Below are 25,729 nucleotides of genomic sequence, written 5' to 3'. Positions count from 1 at the left end.
CACATCATGGCAAGCATCACTTCGGCATTACGGCAGGCCTCAAAGGGCTCGCTTCTCCTTTGACTATGATCGAACAATGACCTCCTCCAGCTACTTCCGTTTCCCGCATTTGCATGGTGATTTGATCACTTTCGTGGCCGAAGACGACGTTTGGATCGCGCCCGTGGCCGGAGGCCGCGCGTGGCGGATTTCGGCCCAGCAGCTCCCTGCCCGCAATCCCCGCTTCACCCCGGACGGAAAGCGGCTCGTCTGGACGACGATCGTCGGTGCCGCTCCCGAGGTGGTGACCGCGAACGTCGACGGCGGCGGGTACCGGCAGTTGAGCTACTTTGGTCACAGCACCACCCGCGTCAAGGGATTCACCTCCTCGGGTGACGTCGTGGTCACCTCGGCCTTCGAACAGGCCGAGGGACGGCACACGCATGCCTACGCCTTGCCGCTCGACGGCGGCCCCGCCGTCGAGCTTCCCTTCGGCCCTGTCGAATCGCTGGCGTTCGGCCCGGAAGTGGGGGACGAGCGTCCCGTCGTGCTTTCCAGCGTGCTCTCCCGCGAACCCGCCTGGTGGAAGCGGTACCGTGGCGGCACTGCCGGCAAACTGTGGATCGACGCCGACGGGAACGGCGAGTTCGCCCGCTTGGTGCCCGAGCTCAACGGGAACCTCGCGGACCCGTTGTGGGTAGGCGGACGGATCGCCTTCCTTTCGGACCACGAGGGTTACGGAAACCTCTATTCAGTGCAGCCGGACGGTTCGGACCTGCGCCGGCACACCGATCACGAGGACTTCTACGTCCGGCACGCGGCGAGCGACGGCAAGAGGGTCATCTTCGAATCGGCCGGCGAGTTGTGGATCCTGCCAACGCTCGAGGCCGAGTCCGAGGCGGTACGGCTGGACATCAGCCTGGGTTCGGCATCCCAGATGCGCCGGCCGGCACCCCTCAAAGTTGCCGCCCACTTGGGCGACGTCTTCCCCAACGCGGCCGGTTCGGCCAGCGCTGTGGAATCCCACGGAACCATCCACTGGCTGCGCCACAAAGACGGACCGTCCCGGGTGGTCGAAGCGACTCCCGGCGTGCGGGCAAGGCTTCCCCGGCCTCTCGTAGACGGTCGTATCGCCTATGTAGCGGACCACGACGGCGTCGATTCCCTTTACATCAAGAGGATTGCGCCGCGCTTTTCGCAGCCGGCAGTCGACGCGCCAGTCCAGGACCCCGTACCGACGCCCCCCGAGACTGAAGAAGCCGGGGCCGGACAACTGCCCCGCCCGGTCTCGGCGTCGGTGATCACGGGACAGCCCGCGACGTCCGGAGTTCGGGATCGGGAACCGCACACGGAGCCCGCCGCCGTTTCCGCTGACCCCGCGGCTGCCCCTGATCGCGTCGCACGTGGCGGCGCAGAGGATTCCCGGAGCGATTTCCTGAAGATCGATTTCCTAAAGATCGATTTCCCTAGGGCAGCCCGCCCCAGCGCCCTAGAAGCCAGTCCCGATGGCCGGTGGCTTGCCGTGGGTACTGCGTTCGGGGACGTCTACCTGGCCGACACCGCGAGTGGCACCCTGTCGCTGCTTGTCAGCGTGGGGGATGGAAGCATCGACGGCCTCGCATGGTCGCCGGACTCCCAATGGATTGCATGGTCCGAACCTGTGACGTCCTTCGGCTCGCGGAGCAAGCTGCGCATGGCAAACACCGCCAACCCGCAGGACATCGTGGAGGTCACCGACGGCCGCTTCTGCGACGAATCGCCCGCCTTCACTCCCGACGGCAAGTTCCTGGCGTTCCTGTCGAACCGAAGCTTTGATCCCGTCTACGACGGCCATGCCTTTGATTTGTCCTTCCCCAGCCCTATCAAGCCGTACCTCGTGGCACTCGCTGCAGCCACCCCTTCGCCTTTCGGCCCGGTAGTGGACCTGCTGGACGAAGACGGAGCGGACGCCCTCCGCGACGGGAAGAACGGCGCGACGGATGGCGCGAAAGCCGATACCGGTGATGGTGCCGGGACTGTCACGGTCCGCCTGGACCGGGAGGGGCTGCCGCTGCGCGTCATCGGCGTACCGGTGCCGCAGGGCAACTACTCGGCGCTTTCGGCCTCGAGCGGAGCACTGCTGTGGCTCGACACCCCGCTATCAGGTGTCACCGGCGATGGCCGTGGCACGGTACAGGACAAGGCACCCGCTCCGGCCTTGGTCCGTTTCGACCTTTCGAAGCAGAAGCAGGTGACGCTTGCGTCCGAGGTCGAGCGCTACCGGCTGTCCGGAGACGGCAGGAAACTGGTCTTCGTCAACGACAAGCAGGTCATCGCCGTCCCGTCCGACGCCAAGGCCGAGGAAGAATCGGGAGACCTTGTCAAGGTCGAGCTCAACCGGATCCGGGTGGTCATGGACCCGTTGGCTGTATGGGGACAGGCATTCGACGAGGCATGGCGGCTGCAGCGAGACTTCTTCTGGACCGAAGACATGGCCGGCCAGGACTGGGATTCGGTGCACGGACGGTACCGTCCCGTCGTCGAACGCCTGGGCTCGCACGACGACCTGGTGGACCTGCTGTGGGAACTGCACGGTGAGCTCGGCACGTCACATGCCTACGTGCGTCCGGCAGCGGTGGGCGAACCAGGGAGCAACGGACAGGGCCGGCTCGGTGCCGACCTCAAGCTCACGGAAGACGGTTGGGAGATCACACGCATCCTCGCCGGCGACTCCTCCGACCCCCTGGCCAACTCGCCGCTAACGCGACCGGGCGCCGACGCGAAGGTAGGCGACGTTGTCCTGGCGATCGACGGCGTCGGGCTCTCCGCGGACAGTACTCCGGCCAAACAACTGGTGGGCGCCGCGGGCCGGACCGTTGAACTGACCCTCCTCAACGGAGGCGGGCACGGTGAGGCGGCAGGCCGGCAGCGGCGGATCGCCGTGGTTCCGGTGAAGGACGAGGAACGCCTGCGGTACCAGGAATGGGTGCACGCCAACCGGCGCACGGTGCGCGAGGCGTCCGACGGAAAGTTCGGCTATCTGCATGTCCCGGACATGATGGCCAATGGCTGGGCGCAGCTCCACCGCGACCTGGACACCGAGACCGCGCTGGACGGGTTGATTGTCGACGTGCGGCGCAACCGTGGCGGCCATACCTCGCAGCTCGTGGCCGAACTGATCGGCCGCAAGGTCACCGGCTGGAGCATGCCGCGCGGTGAAAAGCCGCGAACCTACCCCCAGCACGCCCCGCGCGGACCGGTCATCATCCTCGCCGACGAATTCGCCGGCTCCGACGGCGACATCATCACGCAGGTGTCCAAACTCCGCGGCATCGGACCGGTCATCGGCACCCGGACCTGGGGCGGCGTCGTGGGCATCGACAACCGTTTCTCCCTTGCGGACGGCACCGGCGTGACCCAGCCGCGCTACGCCACGTGGTTCTCGGGCGGCATCGGCTGGGGCGTGGAGAACTTCGGTGTCGAGCCTGACATCGAGGTGGTGTTCCCGCCGCACGCTTACGCGGCCGGCACCGATCCCCAACTGGAGTACGGGATCGGCGCACTCAAGGAAATGGTCCAGGAACTACCCACGGACCGGCCACCGCTGCGCGAAGGCTACCGCAAGCTCCGCCCGGCTGCGTTGCCCGCGAGGCCGCAAAAAGGCTAGCTGAAGGCCCGCAAGACGAAGTCCCCGCCCTTCCGGAAGGAAAGGCGGGGACTCGCTTTTTGGACAGGTTTCGGACGGGTTGCCGCTAGGAAGCGAGCGTGGCATCCAGCGTGATCGGAGTTGCCCGGAGTGCCTGGGAGACCGGGCAGTTGAGCTTGGCGTCTTCGGCGAGGCGCTGGAATTCTTCTTCGGAAACGCCGGGGATGCGTGCGCTCAGGGTCAGGTGGATGCCCGTGATGCCTTCGCCGGGCTGGAAGGTGACGTCGGCCTTGGTGTTGACCTCTTCCGGCGTGAAGCCTGCGCCTGCGACGCCGTTGCTGAACGCCATCGAGAAGCATGCCGAGTGTGCGGCGGCAATGAGCTCTTCGGGGCTGGTCTTGCCCTCTGCGGACTCCGCGCGGGCCTTCCAGGTGACGTTGAAGGTCCCGAGCCCGGAGCTGTCCAGCGTGGTGTTGCCGGCGCCTTCGATCAGGTTGCCGTTCCATACGGTGTGTGCGGTGCGTGTTGTAGCCATGTCCACTCCTCAGCGTCGTTGCGAATTGGCATCCGGATGCCGGATGCCGCCGGGATCAATCCTAGGGATTCGACGGCGGCAACGCACCGCTTGTCCGCTCTCAGAGGATTGTGACTGCCGTGGTTCACGCGGCCGCGGTTTAAGCGGCGGCGGCCGCCCGGACGGAAGGTCCGGGCGGCCGCGCATTGTGTTCCAGTCAGCGCTTACCGGGCATTACTGCCAGATCGTGGCGATGGCAATGTTGAGCAATGCCAAGCCGCCGACGCCGTGCGCCAAGCCTGTGGAGACCGGCTCGCCCTTCTTGACCTTGCGCGAGCCGATGACGGCGAGCACGGCCACTGCGAGACCGATGGCGAACTTGATGCCGAGCTTGAAGTAGTTGGGGTCCGCATTGGGAAGCATGGGCAGGATGCCCATCATGGCAACACCGGTGATCAGCTGCACGAAGGCGCCGTCCCGCTGGCGCGGGTGGACGGTCGGCTGCTTCAAGGTGGCGATCCAGTAGCCCACGATCATGGCTGCGCCGACGATGTGCAAGAACAGCAGGACGTTGAAAAGGATAGTCATGGCTCCAGCTTAGCCAGAATCTTCTACGAGCCGTAGCAAAGCCACGGAACAATGTCCGGGCGTGAAAAACGGGAAGGTCCCGGCGGTTTCCCGCCAGGACCTTCCCGTCGTCGTGATGACTGCTATCAGAGGCCCAGGTCGGCTTCGAAGGAACCTTCCTCAAGGCGGGCCTTGAGGGTCTGCAGGAAGCGGCCCGCGTCGGCACCGTCAACCAGGCGGTGATCGTACGTCAGCGACAGGTACATCATGGAGCGGATGGCGATCGAGTCATCGCCGTTCTCGTCGGCAACCACGACCGGGCGCTTGACGATGGCACCGGTGCCCAGGATGCCCACCTGCGGCTGGTTGATGATCGGCGTGTCGAACAGTGCGCCAACGGAACCGATGTTGGTGATGCTGAAGGTACCGCCGGACAGCTCGTCCGGACCGATCTTCCCCTGGCGGGTGCGGCCGGCGACGTCGGCGATCTTGCCGGCCAGGCCGGCAAGGTTCAGGTTGCCGGCGTCGGAAATAACCGGGACCAGGAGGCCCTTGTCGGTGTCAACCGCAATCGCGAGGTGTTCCGCGTTGTGGTAGGTGATTTCCTGCTTGCCCTCGTCGTACGCCGCGTTCAGCTTGGGGTGCTGCTTCAGGGCTTCGGCCACGGCCTTGGCGATGAACGGCAGGAAGGTCAGCTTGACGCCGTTCTGGGCTTCGAAGGAACCCTTGGCCTTGAGGCGGAGCTTGGCGATCTTGGTCATATCGACCTCGTGCACCTGGGTCAGCTGCGTCGAGGTTTCGAGGGACTCGCGCATGCGGCGGGCGATGACCTGGCGGATGCGGGGAGCCTTTTCCACGGTCCCGCGCAGCGAGGAGGCCACGACAGGGGCGCCGGCAGGCTTGGCGGGGGCTGCCTGGGCTGCCGGGGCGGAAATCGATGCTGCCTGCGCGGCCGTTTTCATTGCATCGGCCGCGGCGAGCACGTCCTGCTTCCGGATACGGCCGCCGACGCCGGTGCCCGTCACGGTGGTGATGTCGACACCGTTCTGGTTGGCGAGCTTACGGACGAGGGGGGTGACGTAGCCGGATTCGCTTGAAGACGCTGCCTGCGCGGAAACAGCTGCCGGAGCTGCGGGAGCGGCCGCCGGTGCTGCGGGTGCGGGAGCTGCAGGAGCGGGAGCTGCCGGTGCCGGTACGGACTCAACGACGGGTGCTGCCGCCGCGAGAGCCGGTGCTGCTGCCGCAGCGGGTGCTGCTGCCGGTGCCGGTGCTGCAGGCGCTGCTGCGGCTGGGGCGCTGGAGCCAATGACGGCAAGAACTGAGCCGACCTCGGCCGTGTCGTCCTCGTTGACGCGGATCTCGAGCAACGTGCCTGCAACGGGGGAGGGGATCTCGGTGTCGACCTTGTCGGTGGAGACCTCGAGGAGCGGTTCGTCCACTTCCACGGTGTCGCCGACGGCCTTGAGCCAGCGGGTGACGGTGCCTTCGGTGACGCTTTCGCCCAAGGCGGGGAGGGTCACGTCGTGGCCCGAGGCTTCGCCCGACGGTGCTGCGGGGGCCGCTGCGGGAGCGGGGGCTTCTTCGGCTGCGGGAGCCGGTGCGGCTTCAGGGGCCGGCGCCGGGGCTGCCGGTGCTTCTTCCGCAGGTGCGGCTGCGGGCGCTGCAGCGCCGTTGCTGCCGCTGCCGATCCGAACCAGGGGAGCGCCGACTTCGGCGGTCTCGTCTTCAGCTACGAGGATTTCTTCGATGATGCCGGCAATAGGAGACGGGATTTCGGTGTCTACTTTGTCGGTGGAAACCTCGAGCAGGGGCTCGTCGACTTCCACTCGGTCACCAACCTGCTTGAGCCAGCGAGTGACGGTGCCTTCGGTGACGCTTTCACCAAGGGCGGGCAAGTTAACGGATTCAGACATGTCGTCCCCGTTCTCCTTATTGATCTTTAGTGCGGATGAGTGTTGCCTGCTGGGGTCCTGCGCCCGCAGTTCGTGCGGGCGCAGGACCGGGTGTCTTGCGTAAAGACTTAGCCGTGGAGCGGCTTGCCTGCCAGCGCGAGGTGGACTTCGCCCATGGCCTCGTTCTGCGTCGGGTGGGCGTGGATGAACTGGGCCACGTCTTCAGGGTGTGCTTCCCAGTTGACGATGAGCTGTGCTTCGCCGATCTGTTCGCCCATGCGGGAACCGATCATGTGGATACCGACCACCGGGCCGTCCTTCTGGCGGACGACCTTCACGATGCCACCCGTGCCCAGGATGGAGCTCTTGCCGTTGCCTGCCAGGTTGTATTCCTGGGTCTGGACCTGGTCCTCGCCGAACTTCTCCTTGGCACCCTTTTCGGTGTAGCCAACGGTGGCGATTTCCGGTTCGCAGTAGGTGACCTTCGGGATGTTCACGTCTTCGACGACTACCGGGTTGAGGCCGGCGATCTCTTCGGCGACGAAGATGCCCTGCTGGTACCCGCGGTGCGCCAGCTGGACGCCGGGGACGATGTCGCCGACGGCGTAGACGTTGCCGACGCCGGTGTGCAGGCGTTCGTTGGTGATGACGAAGCCGCGGTCGATGGTGACGCCTGCTTCTTCGTAGCCGAGGTTGGCGGTGACGGGGCCACGGCCCACGGCAACCAGGAGGAGATCGGCTTCGAAGGTCTGCCCGTCAACCAGGGTGACCTTCACGCCGTTGTCGTCCTGCTCGACACCCTGGAAGAAGACGCCGGTGCTGAACTTGATGCCGCGCTTCTTGAACGCGCGCTCGAGGTTCTTGACGATGGCGGTGTCTTCGTTGGGAACGAGGGAGGGGAGGCCTTCAACGATGGTGACGTCGACGCCGAAGGACTTCCACACGGACGCGAATTCGACGCCGATGACGCCGCCGCCGAGGACGATGACGCTCTTGGGGATGTAGTCCATGGTCAGCGCTTCATCGGAGGTGATGACGCGGCCGCCGATTTCCAGGCCGGGCAGGGAACGGGAGTAGGAACCCGTGGCCAGGACGATGTTCTTGCCCTTGTAGGCTGTGCCGTTCACGACGACGGTGTCGGTGCCCTGCAGCTTGCCTTCGCCTTCGATGACCGTGATGCCCTTGGACTTGATGAGTCCCTGGAGGCCCTTGAACTTACCGGCGACGATTCCGTCCTTGTAGGCGTTCACGGCCGTGATGTCGATGCTGTCCAACGTGACGTTGACGCCGTACTTGGCGGAATCGCGTGCGTGGTCGGCCAACTCCGCCGAGTGCAGCAGGGCCTTGGTGGGGATACACCCGTTGTGCAGGCAGGTGCCGCCGAGCTTTCCCTTCTCGACGAGACCAACGGTGAAACCAAGCTGAACGGCACGCAGAGCCGTGGCGTAGCCGCCGCTGCCGCCACCGAGTACCAGGATGTCGAATTCTTGCGCAGTTGCCTGATCGGCCACTAGGACGCTCCCTCGCGTGAGCGATGACACGCGACTACGCGTCATCTGGTCTTGGAACTTGTACTGCCGCGATTATGCCAGCACCGAAAGTTCTCTTGCATTTGTGACTACCGTGGTTCACCTTAGCGAACCACTTATCCATGCTCCACCCTGCCGAGGCTTTTGTGGGGCGCTTGTGGCCAGACTCACGTCGGGCCGTGGGGCCGGTCATGGACCGGCCCCACTTGGGGTCGTGCTTAGGCCGCCAGCACGTCTTCGACGTAGGCGAGCAGCGTCCTGACGGTGCAGCCGGTGCCTTGCTTGGGCGTGTAGCCGTAGGGGCTGCCGTTGTTGAAGGACGGGCCGGCGATGTCGACGTGTGCCCAGGGGATCTGCTTGCCCTCGGCGTCCTTGCCGACGAACTCGCGCAGGAACACGGCCGCGGTCATCATCCCGCCGTGGCGTTCGCCGATGTTGGCGATGTCGGCCACCTGCGACTCGAGGCTGGCCCGCAGTTCTTCCGGCAGCGGCATCGGCCAGACGAGTTCGCCCGCGCGGTCTGCCGCGGACTTGAGGGCGCCCGTGACGGCGTCGGAACCCATGACACCGGCGGTGCGGTTGCCGAGGGCGATCAGCTGGGCGCCCGTCAGGGTCGCGACGTCGATGATGGCGTCGGGCTGTTCGAGGCTGGCCGCGACGATTCCGTCCGCCATGACGAGGCGTCCCTCGGCATCGGTGTTGAGGACCTCCACCGTCTTGCCGCCGTACACGGTGAGGACGTCCGCCGGGCGCTGTGCAGCGCCTGAGGGCATGTTCTCTGCGATGCAGAGCCACGCGGTCACCTTGACGGGCAACCCGAGTCCCGCGACGGCCAGGACAGTGTTAAGTACGACGGCGGCGCCCGCCATGTCGCTCTTCATGTCGCCCATGCCGAGGGCCGGCTTGATGGAAATGCCGCCCGTGTCAAAGGTGATGCCCTTGCCGACAAGCGCGATCTTCTTGGCGGCCTTGGCCGGGGCATACTCGACCTTGACGAGGCGGGGCTGACGGGTCGAACCCTTTCCGACGCCCAGGATTCCGCCGAAGCCGTCCTTTTCGAGGCGCTTTTCGTCCCATACGGTGACCTTGACGGGCAGTCCCTTGGACAGTTCCTTGGCGGCTTCGGCAAAGGACTCCGGGTAGAGGTGGCTCGGGGGCTCATTGACAAGGGTGCGGGTGTTGTTGACCGCGCGTCCCACGAGCAATGCCCGATCGAGCGCCGGCTGGACGTCCTTGCCGTCGAACGCAGTGTGGATCAGGACCTTGCCGACAGGGTCCTTGAGGCCGTCCTTGCTGGATCGGTGCTCCGTGTAGGAGTAGGAACCCAGCACGGCGCCCTCGGCGACTGCCGCGACGTCGGCGAGGGACGCCGTCGGGAGGGCCAGCGTCACGGATGACAGGCCGGCCAGTTGGCGGACTGCGGATCCTGCGGCCCGGCGCAGGGTTTCCTCGGCGAGGAGGGCGTCGTCGGCGACCTTGCCGACACCTGCCAGGACGAGGACGCCCGAACCGGTCTCCGGAAGACCCGGCAGACGGTGTACCTGATCGGATGCTCCCGTGATGCCGAGGAGGCCCAATGAAGCCGCGAGCGTCTCCGCGGCCTTCGCCCCCAGCGGGTTGCCGAGCAGTACCGGCCCGTCTTCCCCCTGCCCGACGGCTATCACGAGTGCGTCGCTGGGCGACTTCTTCAGGTCCTTGGCAATAGTGCCAAGGGTGATGTCTGTAGTCTTCACCACGAGGATTTGTCCTCATCTCTCTCTGCATGGCTTGGCCGGGCTGCATGTTAGGCGCCCGGCCCTGGTACCCGTCGGTTGTCCGCTTGTGACAACGTCGGTGGTTGCTTGGGTCCGCACACGGCGGCACGTCTCGATCGTAGTCTGTCTGCCGCGCCGGAAAGCAATTAAATGAGAGTTGCGGCACATTGGCCGACAGGAATGCGCGGCCGGTCCCCGGCGTTGTACCAATACATGGAGCGTGGCCGGCCGCCGGGGCATCGCCCGCGGTGTGCAGCCGCCTGCTCCTCCACAGAACGTGAAACTGCGAAAGGAACATGCCGTGTTTGAACGGATTTCCGGCTCACTCCTTGACCCCGAGTCGCTCTACGCGAGCAACATCGAGCTCTTCCACAGCCCGGATATCAAGGGCCTCAACATGCTGATGGGCTTCACGGGATTCGCGGATGCCGGCCACGTGGTCCAGCAGATCAACCGGGAGCTGCTGGATACGCTCGACGCCGAAACGGTGGCTGTGTTCGACGCCGACCAGCTCATCGACTACCGCACGCGCCGTCCCCACATCAGCTTCGTCGAAGACCACCTGGAGGACTACAAGGCCCCTCAACTGGCGCTTTACAAGCTGAACGACGGCTTGGGCGAGCCGTTCCTGCTGCTTGCCGGTTTTGAACCGGACCTCCAGTGGGAGCGTTTCGCGCGCGCCGTCGTCGGGATCGTGGAAAAACTGGACGTCAACCTGGTCACCTGGATCCATTCCATTCCCATGCCGGTTCCGCACACCCGCCCGGTAGGCGTCACGGTGCACGGGAACCGTCCGGAACTCATCGAAGGCATTTCCACGTGGAAGCCGACTGTCGAGGTTCCTTCGGCCATTGGCCACATCCTGGAATTGCGTCTGAGCGAGGCCGGGCGGAAAGTGGCCGGGTACGTCATCCACGTGCCGCACTACCTTGCGGATGCCGAGTACCCGCCTGCAGCGGTCGCGGGACTCGAGTACCTGGGAGCTGCCACGTCCCTCATGCTGCCGACGGACCGCCTTCGCGAGGCTGGCAGGGAAGTGAGCAAGCAGATCGCCGAACAAGTGGAAGCATCCGAGGACGTCCAGCAGGTGGTTTCGAAGCTGGAGTCCCGCTATGACGACAAAGCTGAGGGCACGGTCCGCCGTTCCCTGCTCGCCGACGAGAACGACGAACTGCCCAATGCCGAGGACCTGGGAGCCGCTGTTGAGGCGTATCTCGCACGTAAAGATGCGCGCCCATAAAGCAGCTTTAATGCCGGCCCGGGCATAATGGGAGGGTGAACGCACCCCGCGCCTGGCTCATTTGGACGATCGGGGTGCTTGCCTACCTCGTGGCAGTCGCCCAGCGCACATCCTTTGGTGTGTCCGGACTGGAGGCCACCGAACGGTTCCATGCCAGCGCTGCGGCCATTTCCTTCTTCACCGTGCTTCAGCTGCTGGTCTACGCAGGCCTCCAGATACCAGTCGGGCTCCTGGTGGACCGCTTCGGCTCGCGCGCCATGATTGCCAGCGGTGCTGTGCTCATGGGCCTCGGCCAACTCCAGTTGGCTTATGCCGACGCTGTTCCGGCGGGCGTACTTGGCCGGGTCCTCGTCGGCGCGGGCGATGCGATGACCTTCGTCTCCGTGATCCGCCTCGTGCCGATCTGGTTCGCGCCGGCACGGGTTCCGCTCGTCACCCAGCTGACCGGAATGTCGGGCCAGCTCGGCCAGCTCATCAGCGTGGTGCCGTTCGCCCTGGTCCTTCATTCGGCCGGCTGGAATACGGCATTCCTGGCGTTGAGCTCCCTGTCCGCGCTCGCCGTCGTGCTCGTCCTGGCCTTGCTCCGGGATGTTCCGCCGGGCCACCCGCCCCGGGAGAGCGGCCAAGGGCTGCGTGCCACAGGGGTGACCTTGGCCCGTGCGTGGAAACAACCGGGGACACGCTTGGGCCTCTGGTGCCACTTCACTGTCCAATTCAGCGGAAACGTCTTCGCCATGTCCTGGGGTTACCCTTTCCTGGTGTCGGCGCAGGGGCTGAACGCAGCCACCGTGTCCGCGTTGATGGGACTCTTCGTCGTCACGAGCATTCTCGTCGGGCCGTTGTTCGGAACCTTCGTGGCCCGGCACCCGATGCGGCGCTCGGCCATGGTCCTCCTGATCACGGCGGCTATCGCGCTCGCCTGGGCCGCGGTCCTGTTGCTGCCGGGCAAGGCGCCCCTATGGTTGCTCGCCTTGCTGGTGATCGCCCTGGCCATCGGTGGCCCCGGGTCCATGATCGGCTTTGATTTTGCCCGGACCTTCAACCCTTCCCACAGGATCGGCACTGCCACGGGCATCGTCAACGTGGGCGGCTTCGTTGCCGCGCTCCTGACGATCTACTTGGTAGGGGTCATTCTCGACGTTCTCCATACCAGCGGTTTCTCGGGCGGGGAGCTGTACGGCCTGGCGCCCTTCCGCATCGCCTTGAGCGTCCAGTTCCTGTTCCTTCTGGTGGGTACGGTCCTGATCCTCATGAGCCGTCGCAAGGTGCGCCGCCAGATGGCGGCCCAGGGCGTACACGTCCCGCCGCTCCTCGTGTCGTTGGCGAACCAGCGGCGGCGCCGCGTGGAGTTGCGCCGCGAAAGGCTCGCGAAGCAGAAGAGTTCGACGCCGTAGCCTGCTCCGCGGTGTTCCTCCACAGTCATCCGTGGATGCCTTTGTCCACATAGGGCAATTGACGTCTGCCGGCGCCCGCTCTTGACGCCGATGCTGGATTCATGACAGCAGACAACCGTGTGACCATTTCCCGGCCCGAGGACATCCTCGGCTTCATTCCGCACGCTTTGGGGCTCTGGCCGAAGGAGAGCCTCGTGGCCATCACGCTGCGCGGGCAGACACTTGGCGCCACCCTCCGCGTCGACCTTCCGACGGAGAGATCCGAACGGGTGCTTGACGTGTACTCACGGAGGATCGGTGAGTATCTGGAAGCGGACCATGACGCCGACGGCGCGCTGTTGGCAATCTTCAGCGACGAGGGCTGGGACGCGGGCGGCGCCGTCCCACACGGCCTGCCGCTGCTGGTAGCCCTGGAACCCGTCCTGGCCCGCACTGGCTTGGCGTTGCGGGATGCCTGGTTCATTGGTTCCGAGTACTGGCGAAGCGCATTCTGCACCGATCCGGAGTGCTGTCCTCTTCCCGGGCGTCCCGTGGACCAGATCATGGATAGCCGGCTCAACGCGGAAATGGTGTTCAGGGGGAGCAGCGTCAGGGAATCGCCCGGGCTATTGGGCCCTGGGGACCAGCCTGTCCGTGATCCGGAGTTCATGCGCGCGGAAGCCGGCACGCTTGAGGAGCTGCTCCGCCTCTGGCGGAGCAGGAAGGCATTCGAAGAAATGCTGGAGGTGTGGACGGGAGTCCTGGATTCCAGCCGTCCGGAGGAATTCGACGGCGAGGCTGCGGCCTTCCTCCGGGCGAGCCTGCGGGTTCCTGCGTGGCGCGACGCGGTGGTGGTGCTGGCGGCTGCGGGGAAGTCCGTCGCGTGCGGCGGTGCCGAGGCCTTTCACTTCTTTGACCATGACGACGAAGAAGGGGATGGCCTCGTCGTTCCGCAAGGGCTGGGCTTCCCCGCACCAGTGGCCGCCGAGTCCACTGAGGCCACGGATGTCAATGCCCTGCGCTATGGAGACGTGCTGTTGGGCCTGTACCCGGAGACCCCCGATTGGAGCCGGGTGGCGAGCCTGGACCAGGTCCTGGCGATGCTTTCCCGGCACGGTGGCGGGGAGGCGCGCGCCGCAACGCTCACGATCCGGGGGTGGATTCAGTGGTGCCGGGGGAGCGGCTCTTTCGCCGCCGAACTCCTCTCTGAGGCGGACGTCGAGCACCAGGGCTATCGGCTCGCTGAACTGCTCGCCGAGGTGGTGAAGCGGGGAACGGTGTGCGGCTGGGCCAAAAGCAAGTCGTCGGCGTGGCGGAAGTTCGGTGGAGCGGCGGCATGACGCCAAACCCCACGGGACTCCAGGAGCACGCTATTGAGGCAAATCCGCGGGCACGTCATTGTCTGCGCGGTTGCCGGTTTCGACCCCCGGAACTCAAAACCGTGAGACAATGGTTGCCGAGACCCGGTTGGGTCCGTGTTTCAAGTGCCGTAAACGTCCCCTGAACTCTAGGGAACATTAAGGCGCCGTCGGGAGTTTTACCTAAAGACTCTGCGGTCGGCGATGGCACTTGATGTTGATCACGGACTTGACAGGGTCATAGTGGTGTTGCCCCCATGGTGATTCCACAGACCGCCGCTAGAAAGGTTTTCTGTGACCCCGTCTTCCGCCGAGAAGGAACCCGCCGCCCTGGCCGAACTGTCCGCCGAAGAAAAGAAGGCGGCTACAGCTGCGAAGCGTGCGGCAACGCGTGCTGCCAATGCTTCGACTGCAGGTGCAGAGAAGCCGGCACCCAAGAAGCGCGGGCCCAAGCCCGGCGCCAAGGCCGCTGCCGAAGCAGCCAACAAGTCCGCCGGCGCCGACGAGGACTCCGAAGAAGAAGCCGAGGATTTTGACGCCGCCGTTCCCGACGAAGCAGAGCTCACCGAGGAAGTCGAAGAAGGCGAAGAGGGAAAGAAGCCTGCAACGACCGGTTCCGGCTTTGTTTACTCTGATGCCGACGACGACGACGCGCCTGTCCAGCAGGTCATGTCCGCCGGTGCCACGGCCGACCCCGTCAAGGACTATCTGAAGCAGATCGGCAAGGTTGCCCTGCTGAACGCGGAGCAGGAAGTCGACCTTGCGCTCCGCATTGAAGCCGGTCTCTTCGCCGAAGAGAAGATCAATGCCGACGACGGCTCCATGGACCCGAAGCTCAAGCGTGAACTCGAATTCATCATCCACGACGGCAAGAGGGCCAAGAACCACCTCCTCGAAGCCAACCTGCGGCTCGTGGTCTCCCTGGCCAAGCGCTACACCGGCCGCGGCATGCTGTTCCTGGACCTCATCCAGGAAGGCAACCTGGGCTTGATCCGCGCCGTGGAGAAGTTCGACTACACCAAGGGCTTCAAGTTCTCCACGTACGCCACGTGGTGGATCCGCCAGGCCATCACCCGTGCCATGGCTGACCAGGCACGCACCATCCGCATTCCGGTGCACATGGTGGAAGTCATCAACAAGCTTGCGCGCGTTCAGCGCCAGATGCTGCAGGACCTTGGACGCGAACCTACGCCTGAGGAACTTGCCCTCGAGCTGGACATGACTCCCGAGAAGGTCGTCGAAGTCCAGAAGTACGGCCGCGAGCCCATCTCGCTGCACACCCCGCTCGGCGAAGACGGCGACTCCGAATTCGGTGACCTCATCGAGGACTCCGAAGCCGTCGTCCCGGCGGACGCGGTGAGCTTCACCCTCCTGCAGGAACAGCTGCACTCGGTGCTCGACACCTTGTCCGAGCGTGAAGCAGGGGTCGTCGCCATGCGATTCGGCCTTACCGACGGCCAGCCGAAGACTTTAGACGAAATCGGCAAGGTCTACGGAGTCACCCGCGAACGCATCCGTCAGATCGAATCGAAGACGATGTCCAAGCTGCGCCACCCCTCGCGGTCGCAGGTTCTGCGCGACTACCTTGACTAAAGCAACGGACGCCTTGGCCTAAGCGGCACGGCCCGTCAAGAAGTGGACACCCGGATTCCGGGGGTCCACTTCTTGCATTCAGGGGCTGTTCCGTTCGAGCGCTTGGCCGAGGACGCGGGCGCCTTCCGGGAACGCCGAGGGGTTGGGACCGGCGTAGTTGAGCCGGATGAACGGTCCCGCCGGTTCGGCCGGGAACCACTCGTTGCCGACTGCGATCATGACTCCCGCACTCTCGCAGTCACGGGTCAGCCCCTCGAGGTCCGTGCCGTCGGGAAGCCGTGCCCAGAGATTCAGGCCTCCCTTGGGGACGATGCTGAGGTGGGCCTGGGGGGCGTGCTCGCGCAGGCTTGAGACAAGCAGGTCCCGGCGTGACTGGAGCTGATGGCGGAGGCTGCGCAGATGGGTCTGCCAGGCCGGTTGGGTGACGACGTCGAGCGCTGCGGCCTGCAGCAATCCGCTGACATACATCGACTCGGCGGCGCGGTCCGCAAGGATCCGTTCGCGGGCAGGGCCGCGCGCGATGACGGCGGCAACGCGGATAGCGGGTGAAACGCTCTTCGTGAGGGAGCGTAGATAGACCACGTGGCCGGAGTCGTCACGTGCGGCCAGGGGCGCCGGCGTCGACGTGATGCCGAAATCGTGGGCCCAATCGTCCTCGACCAGGAAAGCGCCGTACTGCCGGACGACGTCCAGGACCTCTTCGCCCCGGCGGGGGGACCATTGCGCCCCGGTGGGGTTGGCATAGTTTGGTTGCGCATAGAACAACCGTGCGCCGGTCTCCTCGAAAGCCCGGGCCAATTCTTCGGGGTCCGGCCCCTCGGCTCCGCTGGGCACCGGGACGATGCGGACTCCGGCCTGGGTCGCGGCCAGGATGGCTCCCCAGTAGCTCGGGGATTCCATGAGCAGCGGCTGCCCGTGGCCCACCAAAGCAGTGAAGATGGAGCTGAGGCCGCCCTGGCTTCCCGGCAGCACGATCACGTCGCTCGCTGTCGGCGGGGTGAGTCCTGCCGGGGTTGCGGTGCCGAGTTCGTGCGCGAACCAGGACTGCAACTCCGGAAGCCCCGCGGCGGGTGGCCGGGACAAGGCAGCATCGCCGCGGGCCGCCCGGGCGAGGGCGGCCCGCACGAGCCGCTCCGGCAGGAGTTCCCGGTCCGGGTAACCGGAGTGGAAGGCAATAGTGGCGTTCGAGGTGTCGCGCATCGTGGTGGATGCCGGGCGCGACGGCGCTTGCGGTGCTCGGAGGGCCGCAGTCTGCCAGCCGTAGTCCGAGGGGCGTGCCGTCCGGACAGCACGCACGAAGGTCCCGACGCCGGGCCGGCTCTCGATCAGGCCCTTGGCCGTGAGGGCCTGCAGAGCTTTCTGCACCGTCACAGGGCTGGCCTGATACTCGGCAACCAGTGACCGGGTGGACGGCAGCCGGGATCCCGGCGCGGCCCCGGCAATCCATTCCCGCAGTCGCGCCACAATCCTCGAACTGCTATCGTTGTTCATGAGAGACAATAGTAGCGCTACTACGATTATTCGCCCAGTGATACCGTCCCGTTCGGTAACTGGCCTTTGGTGGGGCCTCCTCGGAGTAGCGGCGTTCTCGTTCACTGTTCCCTTCACCCGAGTGGCGGTCGGTGGCCTGTCGCCCCTGTTCATCGGCTCTGGCCGTGCCGTCGTCGCGGCGATACTCGCGGCATTCGCTCTCGCGCTCACGAGGCAGCGCCTTCCGCGAGGCAAACAATGGGCGCGCCTGGCCGTAGTGGCCGCCGGGATTGTTGTCGGGTTCCCCTTGCTTACCTCGTTCGCACTCACGACGGCGCCGGCCAGCCACGGTGCCGTGGTCATCGCCCTGTTGCCGGCAGCAACGGCAACCGCCGCAGTTCTCCGCGGACGCGAGCATCCGCCTGCCGCCTTCTGGCTGGTCACCATACTGGGGGCTGCTGTGGCCATCGCCTTTGCCCTATCGCAGGCCGGTCACCCAGCCCAGTCCGGTGGGCTCGGGCAGCTCAATGGGGCGGATGTCCTGGTCCTCGGCGCCGTCATTGCCGCGGCCATCGGGTACGCGGAAGGCGGCCTGCTCGCCCGCGAACTCGGCGCATGGCAGACCGTATCCTGGGCGCTCGTCCTGGCACTGCCTTTGATGGCCGTCCTGACAGCGCTCTCCGTGGCCCAACAGCCGCCGTCGGCTTCACCGGTCCAGTGGGCTGCTTTTGGGTACCTCGGCGTCGTCAGTATGTTCTTCGGCTTCTTCGCCTGGTACCGGGGCCTCGCCATCGGGCCCATGGCGAAGGTCAGCCAGGTACAACTCATCCAGCCCGTGCTGAGCATTTGCTGGGCAGGGCTGCTTCTGGGCGAATCCCTGGGCTGGACCACGATTGCAGGCGGCCTGGCCGTCATCGTCTGCGCCGGCATCGCGGTCCGTGTCCGGCTCAATCCGGAAACCCGTGGTTCGGAACCGCTGAACGCCAAAATGACACCACAACTGTCCGCCGCAAAACAGGAAGAATAGAACCCATGTACATTCCCGCGCATTTCGAGGCCGGTCCCGACGTCATCCATGAGCTCCTGACGCGGCCGAACGCGGCGAACCTGGTCACCATGACGACGCAGGGCCTGCTCGCGACCTTCCTGCCGCTCATCTACGATCCCTCGATCGGCGAACACGGAGCGCTCCACGGTCACCTTGCCCGGACCAATCCGCAATGGTCCGAAGCGGGGATCGGGGAAGCACTTGTCATCATCCAGGGCGCGGACGCCTACATATCGCCATCCTGGTACGCCTCCAAGGAGGAGCATGGACGCGTCGTCCCGACGTGGAACTACTCCACTGCGCATGTCTACGGCAAGCTTGCCGTCCACGATGATGCGACGTGGCTCGCGAACCATGTCAGGCAGTTGACCGACCTCAACGAAGCCCGTTCCGAGCGGCCGTGGTCCGTCGACGACGCGCCGGATCGCTACATCTCCGGCCAGCTGCGCGCCATTGTCGGCGTCGAGCTGGTCATCACCCGCATCGAGGCGAAGGCCAAACTGAGCCAGAACCGGTCAGACACGGACATCGACGGGGTGGTGGCCGGGCTTGATGCGCAAGGGCGCACGGAGATCGCGGCCGACGTCACCCGGGCCAGGCAGGAAAGACAACGCCGGGATGCGGGCCGCGCCTAGGCGGGGGAGACCCCGGTTGACGCAGCAGGGCCCCCTCCGTCCGGAGGGGGCCCTGCTGTCTCTGTGAAGTTTTGTCAACCGGGCGGCCTCTTAGGGCCGGCCATTGAGGCTAGTCGGCGAGGACGGGTTCCTTCTCCTGAAGGCGGGCCGTCTCGTCATGCCAGTCCGAAGTCATCGGCCGCAGCGTGGCCTCTACTGCACGTGCGTGGTGGCCGCAGAAGAGCAGCTCACCGCCGGAGGACTCGAGTACAACGCGGACATATGCCTGGGCCCCGCAACGGTCGCACCGGTCGAGTGCATTGAGTGTGCGGTCTGCAACTGCTGTTGTCATGTTCGGCCTCCTTAGTAGTTCTGTGTATCCATATAACCAGCATTCGAAGCAAAACCATGGCAAGGATGGGTCACGTTCGCTGTCCGCGTATCACATGTGCGTAACACCGGGAAGTGGCGTCCAGCACGATTGGGAGTGGCAGCTCTCGTCATGGCTCCGGGCCAGCTAGCCTAGGAGGAGTGTTTTTTTGCCTCTGTTACACCCCCGAAGGAGCGCCCCGCCCGTGGCACCGAGTTCTGAATACAACGCCCGGCACCTTTCAGTTTTGGAAGGCCTGGAGGCGGTCCGCAAGCGTCCGGGCATGTACATCGGCTCCACCGACTCGCGCGGCCTCATGCACTGCTTGTGGGAGATCATCGACAACTCGGTGGATGAAGCGCTTGCGGGCTTCGGGCACGACATCCAGATCATCCTGCACGCGGACAATTCGGTGGAAATCCACGACGACGGCCGCGGCATCCCGGTGGACCTGGAGCCCAAGACCGGCCTCACCGGCGTCGAAGTCGTGTTCACGAAACTGCACGCGGGCGGAAAGTTCGGCGGTGGCTCCTACACGGCGTCCGGCGGCCTGCACGGCGTTGGCGCGTCCGTGGTGAACGCGCTCTCGGCCCGTCTTGACGTGCAGGTGGACCGCGGAAGCAAGACCTACCAGATGTCGTTCCGCCGGGGCGAGCCCGGACGGTTCAAGGACACCGGCTCGAAGCCGAGCCCGACGTCGGTCTTCGAGCCGTTCGTCGAGAACTCGGTGCTCGACGTCGTGGGCAAGGCCAAGCGGGGCGTTACCGGTACCCGCATCCGCTACTGGGCGGACCGGCAGATCTTCACTCCGGACGCGAAGTTCGCCTACGAGGACCTTGCCGCCCGCGCCCGCCAAACGTCCTTCCTGGTCCCGGGACTCAAGCTCACTGTCCGCGACGAGCGCCGGCTCCCCGGCACCCCCGGCGAAAACGGACCGCACCAAGAGGTCTTCCACCACGACGGCGGCATTTCCGAATTCGTCGACTTCCTCGCCGCGGATTCGGGCGTCACGGATATTTGGCGGCTCCATGGAGCGGGCAAGTTCAAGGAGACCGTTCCGGTCCTCGACGAAAACGGGCACAGCAAGATCGCCGAAGTGGAACGCGACTGTGAAGTGGACATCGCCCTGCGCTGGGGGATCGGCTACGAAACCACCATGCGGAGCTTCGTCAACATCATCGCCACGCCCAAGGGCGGCACGCACCAGGCAGGCTTCGAGCAGGCACTCCTGAAGACGTTCCGCAAGGCCGTCGAAACGAACGCGCGCAAGCTCAAAGCGGGCAACGACAAGATCGAGAAGGACGACGTCCTGGCCGGCCTCACCGCGGTGCTGACCGTCCGCTTGGCGGAGCCGCAATTCGAGGGCCAGACCAAGGAAATCCTGGGCACTTCGGCTGTCAGGGCGATTGTTGCCAAGGTGGTCGAGGATGAGATCACGGGGCGCCTGACCTCGGCGAACCGCAACGACAAAGCCCAGTCCGCCCTGCTGCTCGAGAAGATCGTCAGCGAGATGAAGTCCCGCATCTCGGCGCGCGTCCACAAGGAAACGCAGCGCCGGAAGAACGCGCTGGAAACGTCGTCGATGCCCACCAAGCTGGCAGATTGCCGCACGGACGACGTCGGACGCTCCGAGCTCTTCATCGTGGAAGGCGACTCCGCCCTTGGCACCGCCAAGCTGGCGCGTTCTTCGGACTTCCAGGCGCTGTTGCCGATCCGTGGCAAGATCCTGAACGTGCAGAAAGCCTCGGTGGGGGACATGCTCTCCAATGCGGAGTGCGCAGCCCTCATCCAGGTGGTGGGCGCCGGTTCCGGCCGGAGCTTCGACATCGACGCCGCGCGTTACGGCAAGGTGATCCTCATGACCGATGCAGACGTCGACGGCGCGCACATCCGTACGCTGCTGCTCACCTTGTTCTTCCGGTACATGCGTCCGATGATCGACGAAGGCCGCGTCTACGCGGCCGTCCCGCCGCTGCACCGCGTGGAAGTCATCAACGCCGGCCAGAAAGCCAACGAGATGATCTACACGTACTCGGAGGCCGAACTGCACGTCCTGCTGGCCAGGCTCGCCAAGGAAGGCAAACGCTACAAGGAGCCGATCCAGCGCTACAAGGGCCTGGGCGAGATGGACGCCGAACAGCTCGCCGAGACCACCATGGATCCGCGTCACCGCACCCTCCGCAAAGTGGGAATCGAGAACGCGAAGATGGCGGAGGACACCTTTGACCTGCTGATGGGATCGGACGTGGCCCCGCGCAAGGACTTCATCATCGCCGGCGCGGCGGATCTGGACCGGGAACGCATCGACGCCTGATTTCGAGTGGACATGTCCCGTCCCGGCAGCGCGGAGTGGGCATAGTCGGATTATGTCCACTGGCTGCCCCGGCGGGCGGGCATGTCCGGTGCCCTGGATCAGCCGAGCAAACCAGGCACAATCAGCAGGCCGGTCGGCACCGCGAGCAACATTGCCGAAGCCGCAAGCACCAAGGCGCGCTGGGCAGCCGGAAGCGGCGGTTTGGGTGAGAGCAGGCGGCTGACGCGGGACGCCGTCGTGCGCGGTGAGTCGGCGCCGCCGGTGCCGCTCAGCGAGCTGTTTTCGGGGGAGGCGTCCTGCCCGCTTGTTCCGGGAGGCGCGAAGTGCTCCACGGGACGGGCGGAGCCGCTGGCGACGATCGCGATCGCCTTGATGAGCGTTCCCTTGCTCTCGGTGCGCAGGGCCACGTCATCGGCGAGCATTTCGATCAGGGAGTTGACCGCCACCTGGGCGAGCCGCGTCGTCGGGAACCAGGGGAGTGCCTGGCGCCACGCGGCGAAGGCCCACAGAAGAAGGTCGTGGCGTTGCGAGAGATGGGCGTTCTCGTGGATGAGGACGGCCCGGAGCTCGGCCGGCTCGAGGGCGGCCATGAGGCCGTCGGACAGGACGGTGACCGACCGGGCGCCGCCCGGAAGGCAGTAGGCAACCGGGGAGTCGTGGTTGATGACCACGGTACCGGGGCCGTCGTCGGACGGTGAGGCCAGGAGCGCGAGAAGCTCGCGGTGCCTCCGCCGCTGCCGTTCGATCTTGACGTAGGTGAGCAGCAGGGTGAACACGAGATGGGCGCTCAGCAGCGCCGCGGCGGACAAGGCGAACAAGTGCCAGAAACCCAGGGCCGTGGTGGGCTCGTTGTGGAGCACCATGCCGGCCAAGGAGCGCAGGCCTGCAATGAGGTTGTCGCCGATGGGCTCAAGCCCGTAGACGAGCATGGCTCCGATCATGGACAAGCCACCGGCGAGTGCGATGGCCTGCCAGAGGACCATGGCCATGAAGGGTGCGCGCGATGGCCATTCGGCGCGCGACAAGAGGACGGGAACCGGCCAGGCCAACACTAAAGCAAGGACCGCCAGAAAATATGAGGTCCAGAACATGGGTTGTTAGTTTTTGCCGAGCAGCTTGCGCAGCGTGGCGGCTTCACTCTCGCTCACGGAACCGATGAACCGGGCCAGCACGGCTTCGCGGTCCGGGGCGGAGCCGAGGGCCTCATGCATGAGGTCCGCCGTGTGGTCCGCGCGGCTCGAAACAGCCTGGTAGCGGTGCGGGCGGGTGCCGCGTTCGCGCTCGACGAGGCCCTTCTTTTCGAGGCGGGACAAGACCGTCAGCACTGTGGTGACTGCGAGGTCCTTGCCTTGGTGTCCTGCAATGCCGTCCGTGGCGGCAGAATCCTGCGCCAGCAGATCACGAAGTTTGTTGGCTGTCGCAGCCTCCTGGCCCGCCCAAAGGAGGTCCATGACCGCCCGTTCCAGTTCGCCAAGACTTGCCATCAATGCATCCCTACTTTCCGCACTTCCCTCCCCATCTCATGGGCCGGGGAAGTGCGATGATCCAACATTCCACCTTCAATCTACCGCTTTTCAGGCGGCGATTCTACGTGAGGTAGAACATGCGGCGCGCCGTGTCCTTGCGGCACTGTGACGCCGCTGGAAGAGTGGTGAACAGATCGCGGCGAGATTGTTCTACACTGTGTAGAAGAAACAAGTTCTACGCTACGTAGAAATGGACGCCGCTTCGCGGGCAGCCGGATAAAAAGGACAGCAATGGACGCCTTGGAAATCGCACGCTGGCAATTTGGAATCACCACGGTCTACCACTTCATGATGGTGCCGTTGACCATCGGGCTGGGCCTTGTCGTGGCCATCATCCAGACCCTCTGGTATCGCACCGGCAAGGTTGAATACCTCCGGATGACCAAGTTCTGGGGCAAGCTCTTCCTCATCAACTTCATCATGGGCGTGGCCACGGGCATCGTGCAGGAATTCCAATTCGGCATGGCGTGGAGCGAATACAGCCGGTTCGTCGGCGACGTGTTCGGTGCGCCCCTCGCCCTGGAAGCGCTTCTGGCGTTCTTCGTTGAGTCCACCTTCCTGGGACTCTGGATCTTCGGCTGGAAGCAACTCAAGCGCGGCGTCCACCTCGCGTGCCTCTGGATCGCCGTGATCGGCTCGGTCTTCTCGGCCTACTTCATCATCGTGGCCAACTCCTGGATGCAGCACCCCGTCGGCGTCACGATGGTCAACGGGCGTCCCGTCATGACCGACGCGTGGGCGGTCTTCACCAACAACACCGCCATGGTGGCCGTACCCCACACCCTGTTCGGCGCGCTGGCAGTCGCCGGTGCGTTCCTCCTGGGCATCGCCTGGTACCACCTCTGGCGCCGCCGCCACGACGGCATCGACACCGTCGGAGCCGATGGCCGGGCCGTCGCCGGCGAAGCCGACATTCCCGGACGGGACAAGGCCGACTACAAAGTGTGGATCACGTCCTTGCGGATCGGCGCCGTCGTCGCCATGATCTCCTTCGCAGGCACCGCCATCACCGGCGATATGCAAGGCAAACTGATGTTCGAACAACAGCCCATGAAGATGGCCGCGGCCGAGGCCGCGTGCCACGACGGCACCGGGTTCTCCGTGCTGAGCATCGGCAACCTCGGGTCCAAAAACTGCAACGACATCGTGGCCGTGATCGAGGTCCCCGGCGTCCTCTCCTTCCTGGCCAAGGGGGACTTCAACACCGAAGTGAAGGGGGTCAACAGCCTCCTCGACGAGTACAAGGCCAAATACGGCACCCACCTGCCGAACAATCCTTTGTACGGCGACCGGGCAGGCCAGGAAATCCAGTACGTGCCCGTCATGGAAGTGACCTATTGGGGCTTCCGCATGATGATCGGCTTCGGCGGGATCGCCGCCCTTGCCGCTTTGCTTGCCCTGTGGGTCACGCGCAAGGGCATGGTCCCGGAGTCCCGCTGGATCATGCGCCTCGCCGTCTTCGGCATCCTGGCTCCCTTCGGCGCCAACGCCGCCGGCTGGATCTTCACGGAAATGGGCCGGCAGCCGTTCGTCGTCGCGCCCAATCCGGACGCCAGCGGCGTCGACCAAGTGTTCATGTTCACAGCCGCGGCCGTCTCGCCGGGCGTCTCCGCCGCTGAGCTCATCACCTCGCTCGTGGTGTTGGCCTCCATCTACGCGGTCCTGCTCGTGGTGGAAGTCCGGCTGCTGGTCAAATACGCCCGCGGAGGCGTGGTGTCCGCGATGCCGGAGCTCGCTGAGGCTCACGGCCGCGAAAAGAAGGAAAAGAAGGACGACGACGACGGGACTCCGGGCGCCCCGGGCCAGCCCGGCGACAGCGACGACGTCCTGGCATTCGCCTACTAGGAAGCAGAGGGATATTTCGAATGGAACTGTTGCCTACCGTCTGGTTCGTGGCCATCGCCGTGCTGTGGACGGGTTACCTCTTCCTCGAGGGCTTCGACCTCGGCGTCGGCATGCTTATGAAGCTCTTCGCCCGGAACAATACCGACCGCCGGGTGCTGCTGAACACGGTCGGCCCGGTGTGGGACGGGAACGAAGTGTGGCTGCTGACGGCGGCCGGTGCCACCTTCGCGGCCTTCCCGATGTGGTACGCCTCGCTGTTTTCGGCGCTGTACCTGCCGCTGCTGATTGTCCTGGTGGCACTGATCTTCCGGGCTGTGGCTTTCGAGTACCGGGGCAAGGTGGACACTGAGCGTTGGCGGACCGTCTGGGACTGGGCGATTGCCTTGGGCTCGTTCACGGCGGCGTTCGGCATCGGGGCGGCGCTGGCGTTGACCACCACCGGGCTGCCGATCGACTCGAACGGCGACCGCCAGGGCGGCCCCTTTGCCTGGTTCAGCGGATACGCCCTGCTGGGCGGCTTCGCCGTCGTCGCGTTCGCCCTGGTGCACGCGCTGGCGTTCCTGGCGCTGAAGACCGACGGCGACGTGCGCCACCGTGCGCGCCGCTGGTTTGTGCGGCTCGCCCCGATCGCATTGCTGCCGATGCTTGCCTGGATGGTGGCCCTCCAACTGCTCAGCGGCAAGCCGTTGACGTGGATCCTGGTCCTCCTCGGAGTCCTCGCGGCCGCGCTGGCCTGGGTCCTCGCCCGCAAGGGGGCCGAGGGCAAGGCCTTCGGAGCCCTGGGTGCTTTCCTGGTGTGCGCCACCGCTTCCATTTTCGGCGCGGCGTTCCCCGTGGTCATCCCTTCCACCGTGAACCCCGCCTTCAACCTCACGATTTCCAACGCCTCGTCGTCGGCCTACACGCTGGGGCTGATGAGCATCGTGGCCGCCGTCGGCTTGCCCCTCGTCATCGCGTACCAGGCCTGGACCTACTGGGTGTTCCGCCGCCGCGTGAGCGCAGCCCACATTCCCGCAGCGCATGGCTTCCTGCCGGCCATTGCGGCCAAGGTGTTGGTGGGCCATGCGGCTCCGGGCGGACCGGCTGCCAAACACGCACCCGACGACGCCGGCGAGTAA

Annotated in this window: 19 protein-coding genes; 10 read left to right on the top strand and 9 right to left on the bottom strand. The window is 65.4% G+C overall.

From position 1 onward, the window contains the following. The first annotated feature begins 76 nt into the window (after positions 1-76). A complete protein-coding gene (locus ACSBOX_RS12890; RefSeq protein WP_442542813.1) occupies positions 77-3,625 on the top strand; it encodes a S41 family peptidase in 3,549 nt (1,182 codons plus the stop codon). Between the two features lie 85 nt (positions 3,626-3,710). Here ACSBOX_RS12890 and ACSBOX_RS12885 read toward each other — a convergent pair whose 3' ends face one another. From ACSBOX_RS12885 to ACSBOX_RS12865, 5 genes are all read right to left on the bottom strand, one after another. After that, positions 3,711-4,139, bottom strand: a complete 429-nt coding sequence (locus tag ACSBOX_RS12885; protein ID WP_442542812.1) for an OsmC family protein — start codon at positions 4,137-4,139, stop codon at positions 3,711-3,713. A 213-nt stretch (positions 4,140-4,352) separates the two neighbouring features. Continuing rightward, the gene (locus tag ACSBOX_RS12880; RefSeq protein ID WP_442542811.1) at positions 4,353-4,706 is read right to left on the bottom strand and encodes a hypothetical protein; all 354 of its coding nucleotides are present in this window, start codon (positions 4,704-4,706) and stop codon (positions 4,353-4,355) included. Positions 4,707-4,831: 125 nt separating this feature from the next. Beyond that, on the bottom strand, positions 4,832-6,598 hold the full coding sequence (sucB, locus tag ACSBOX_RS12875) for a 2-oxoglutarate dehydrogenase, E2 component, dihydrolipoamide succinyltransferase (RefSeq protein WP_442542810.1): 1,767 nt from the start codon (positions 6,596-6,598) through the stop codon (positions 4,832-4,834). 107 nt (positions 6,599-6,705) lie between these two features. Continuing rightward, positions 6,706-8,088, bottom strand: coding sequence for a dihydrolipoyl dehydrogenase (gene lpdA / locus ACSBOX_RS12870; protein WP_442542809.1), 1,383 nt, complete (start codon positions 8,086-8,088; stop codon positions 6,706-6,708). 236 nt (positions 8,089-8,324) lie between these two features. Further along, positions 8,325-9,842, bottom strand: a complete 1,518-nt coding sequence (locus ACSBOX_RS12865; protein ID WP_442542808.1) for a leucyl aminopeptidase — start codon at positions 9,840-9,842, stop codon at positions 8,325-8,327. Between the two features lie 319 nt (positions 9,843-10,161). Here ACSBOX_RS12865 and ACSBOX_RS12860 point away from each other — a divergent pair, with 319 nt between their 5' ends. From ACSBOX_RS12860 to ACSBOX_RS12845, 4 genes are all read left to right on the top strand, one after another. Further along, on the top strand, positions 10,162-11,100 hold the full coding sequence (locus tag ACSBOX_RS12860; protein WP_442542807.1) for a proteasome assembly chaperone family protein: 939 nt from the start codon (positions 10,162-10,164) through the stop codon (positions 11,098-11,100). A gap of 35 nt (positions 11,101-11,135) precedes the next feature. Continuing rightward, a complete protein-coding gene (locus ACSBOX_RS12855; RefSeq protein ID WP_442542806.1) occupies positions 11,136-12,494 on the top strand; it encodes an MFS transporter in 1,359 nt (452 codons plus the stop codon). Positions 12,495-12,595: 101 nt separating this feature from the next. After that, entirely contained in the window at positions 12,596-13,813 is a 1,218-nt protein-coding gene (locus tag ACSBOX_RS12850; RefSeq protein ID WP_442542805.1) for a DUF4192 domain-containing protein, read from the top strand. Positions 13,814-14,125: 312 nt separating this feature from the next. Continuing rightward, the gene (locus tag ACSBOX_RS12845) at positions 14,126-15,424 is read left to right on the top strand and encodes an RNA polymerase sigma factor (protein WP_442542804.1); all 1,299 of its coding nucleotides are present in this window, start codon (positions 14,126-14,128) and stop codon (positions 15,422-15,424) included. A gap of 78 nt (positions 15,425-15,502) precedes the next feature. On the opposite strand, the gene ACSBOX_RS12840 is transcribed toward ACSBOX_RS12845, so the two are convergent. Next, on the bottom strand, positions 15,503-16,915 hold the full coding sequence (locus tag ACSBOX_RS12840) for an aminotransferase-like domain-containing protein (protein ID WP_442542803.1): 1,413 nt from the start codon (positions 16,913-16,915) through the stop codon (positions 15,503-15,505). Here ACSBOX_RS12840 and ACSBOX_RS12835 point away from each other — a divergent pair. Then, on the top strand, positions 16,914-17,921 hold the full coding sequence (locus ACSBOX_RS12835; RefSeq protein ID WP_442542802.1) for a DMT family transporter: 1,008 nt from the start codon (positions 16,914-16,916) through the stop codon (positions 17,919-17,921). The genes ACSBOX_RS12840 and ACSBOX_RS12835 overlap by 2 nt on opposite strands. 5 nt (positions 17,922-17,926) lie before the next feature. Further along, positions 17,927-18,577, top strand: a complete 651-nt coding sequence (locus ACSBOX_RS12830; RefSeq protein WP_442542801.1) for an FMN-binding negative transcriptional regulator — start codon at positions 17,927-17,929, stop codon at positions 18,575-18,577. A 109-nt stretch (positions 18,578-18,686) separates the two neighbouring features. On the opposite strand, the gene ACSBOX_RS12825 is transcribed toward ACSBOX_RS12830, so the two are convergent. Then, positions 18,687-18,908, bottom strand: a complete 222-nt coding sequence (locus ACSBOX_RS12825) for a DUF7455 domain-containing protein (RefSeq protein ID WP_059389114.1) — start codon at positions 18,906-18,908, stop codon at positions 18,687-18,689. A 223-nt stretch (positions 18,909-19,131) separates the two neighbouring features. Between ACSBOX_RS12825 and ACSBOX_RS12820 the strand changes: the two genes are divergently transcribed. Further along, a complete protein-coding gene (locus ACSBOX_RS12820) occupies positions 19,132-21,240 on the top strand; it encodes a DNA gyrase/topoisomerase IV subunit B (protein ID WP_078105522.1) in 2,109 nt (702 codons plus the stop codon). A gap of 98 nt (positions 21,241-21,338) precedes the next feature. Here the strand turns inward: ACSBOX_RS12820 and ACSBOX_RS12815 are convergent, their stop codons facing one another. Together ACSBOX_RS12815 and ACSBOX_RS12810 are read right to left on the bottom strand one after the other, a co-directional pair. Next, positions 21,339-22,331: a M56 family metallopeptidase gene (locus ACSBOX_RS12815; protein WP_241708320.1), complete on the bottom strand. Its 993-nt coding sequence runs from the start codon at positions 22,329-22,331 to the stop codon at positions 21,339-21,341. 6 nt (positions 22,332-22,337) lie between these two features. After that, positions 22,338-22,724: a BlaI/MecI/CopY family transcriptional regulator gene (locus ACSBOX_RS12810; RefSeq protein ID WP_078105520.1), complete on the bottom strand. Its 387-nt coding sequence runs from the start codon at positions 22,722-22,724 to the stop codon at positions 22,338-22,340. 273 nt (positions 22,725-22,997) lie between these two features. Between ACSBOX_RS12810 and ACSBOX_RS12805 the strand changes: the two genes are divergently transcribed. Together ACSBOX_RS12805 and cydB are read left to right on the top strand one after the other, a co-directional pair. After that, positions 22,998-24,611 (top strand): cytochrome ubiquinol oxidase subunit I, encoded by a 1,614-nt coding sequence (locus tag ACSBOX_RS12805; RefSeq protein WP_442542800.1) that lies wholly within the window; start codon positions 22,998-23,000, stop codon positions 24,609-24,611. A gap of 20 nt (positions 24,612-24,631) precedes the next feature. Further along, positions 24,632-25,729 carry a cytochrome d ubiquinol oxidase subunit II gene (gene cydB, locus ACSBOX_RS12800; protein ID WP_442542799.1) on the top strand — a complete coding sequence of 366 codons (1,098 nt, stop codon included), beginning with the start codon at positions 24,632-24,634 and terminating at the stop codon, positions 25,727-25,729.

The organism is Arthrobacter sp. KN11-1C, from assembly GCF_052180225.1.
Classification (GTDB): Bacteria; Actinomycetota; Actinomycetes; order Actinomycetales; family Micrococcaceae; genus Arthrobacter.
This window is presented reverse-complemented; position numbering and strand designations above follow the sequence as displayed.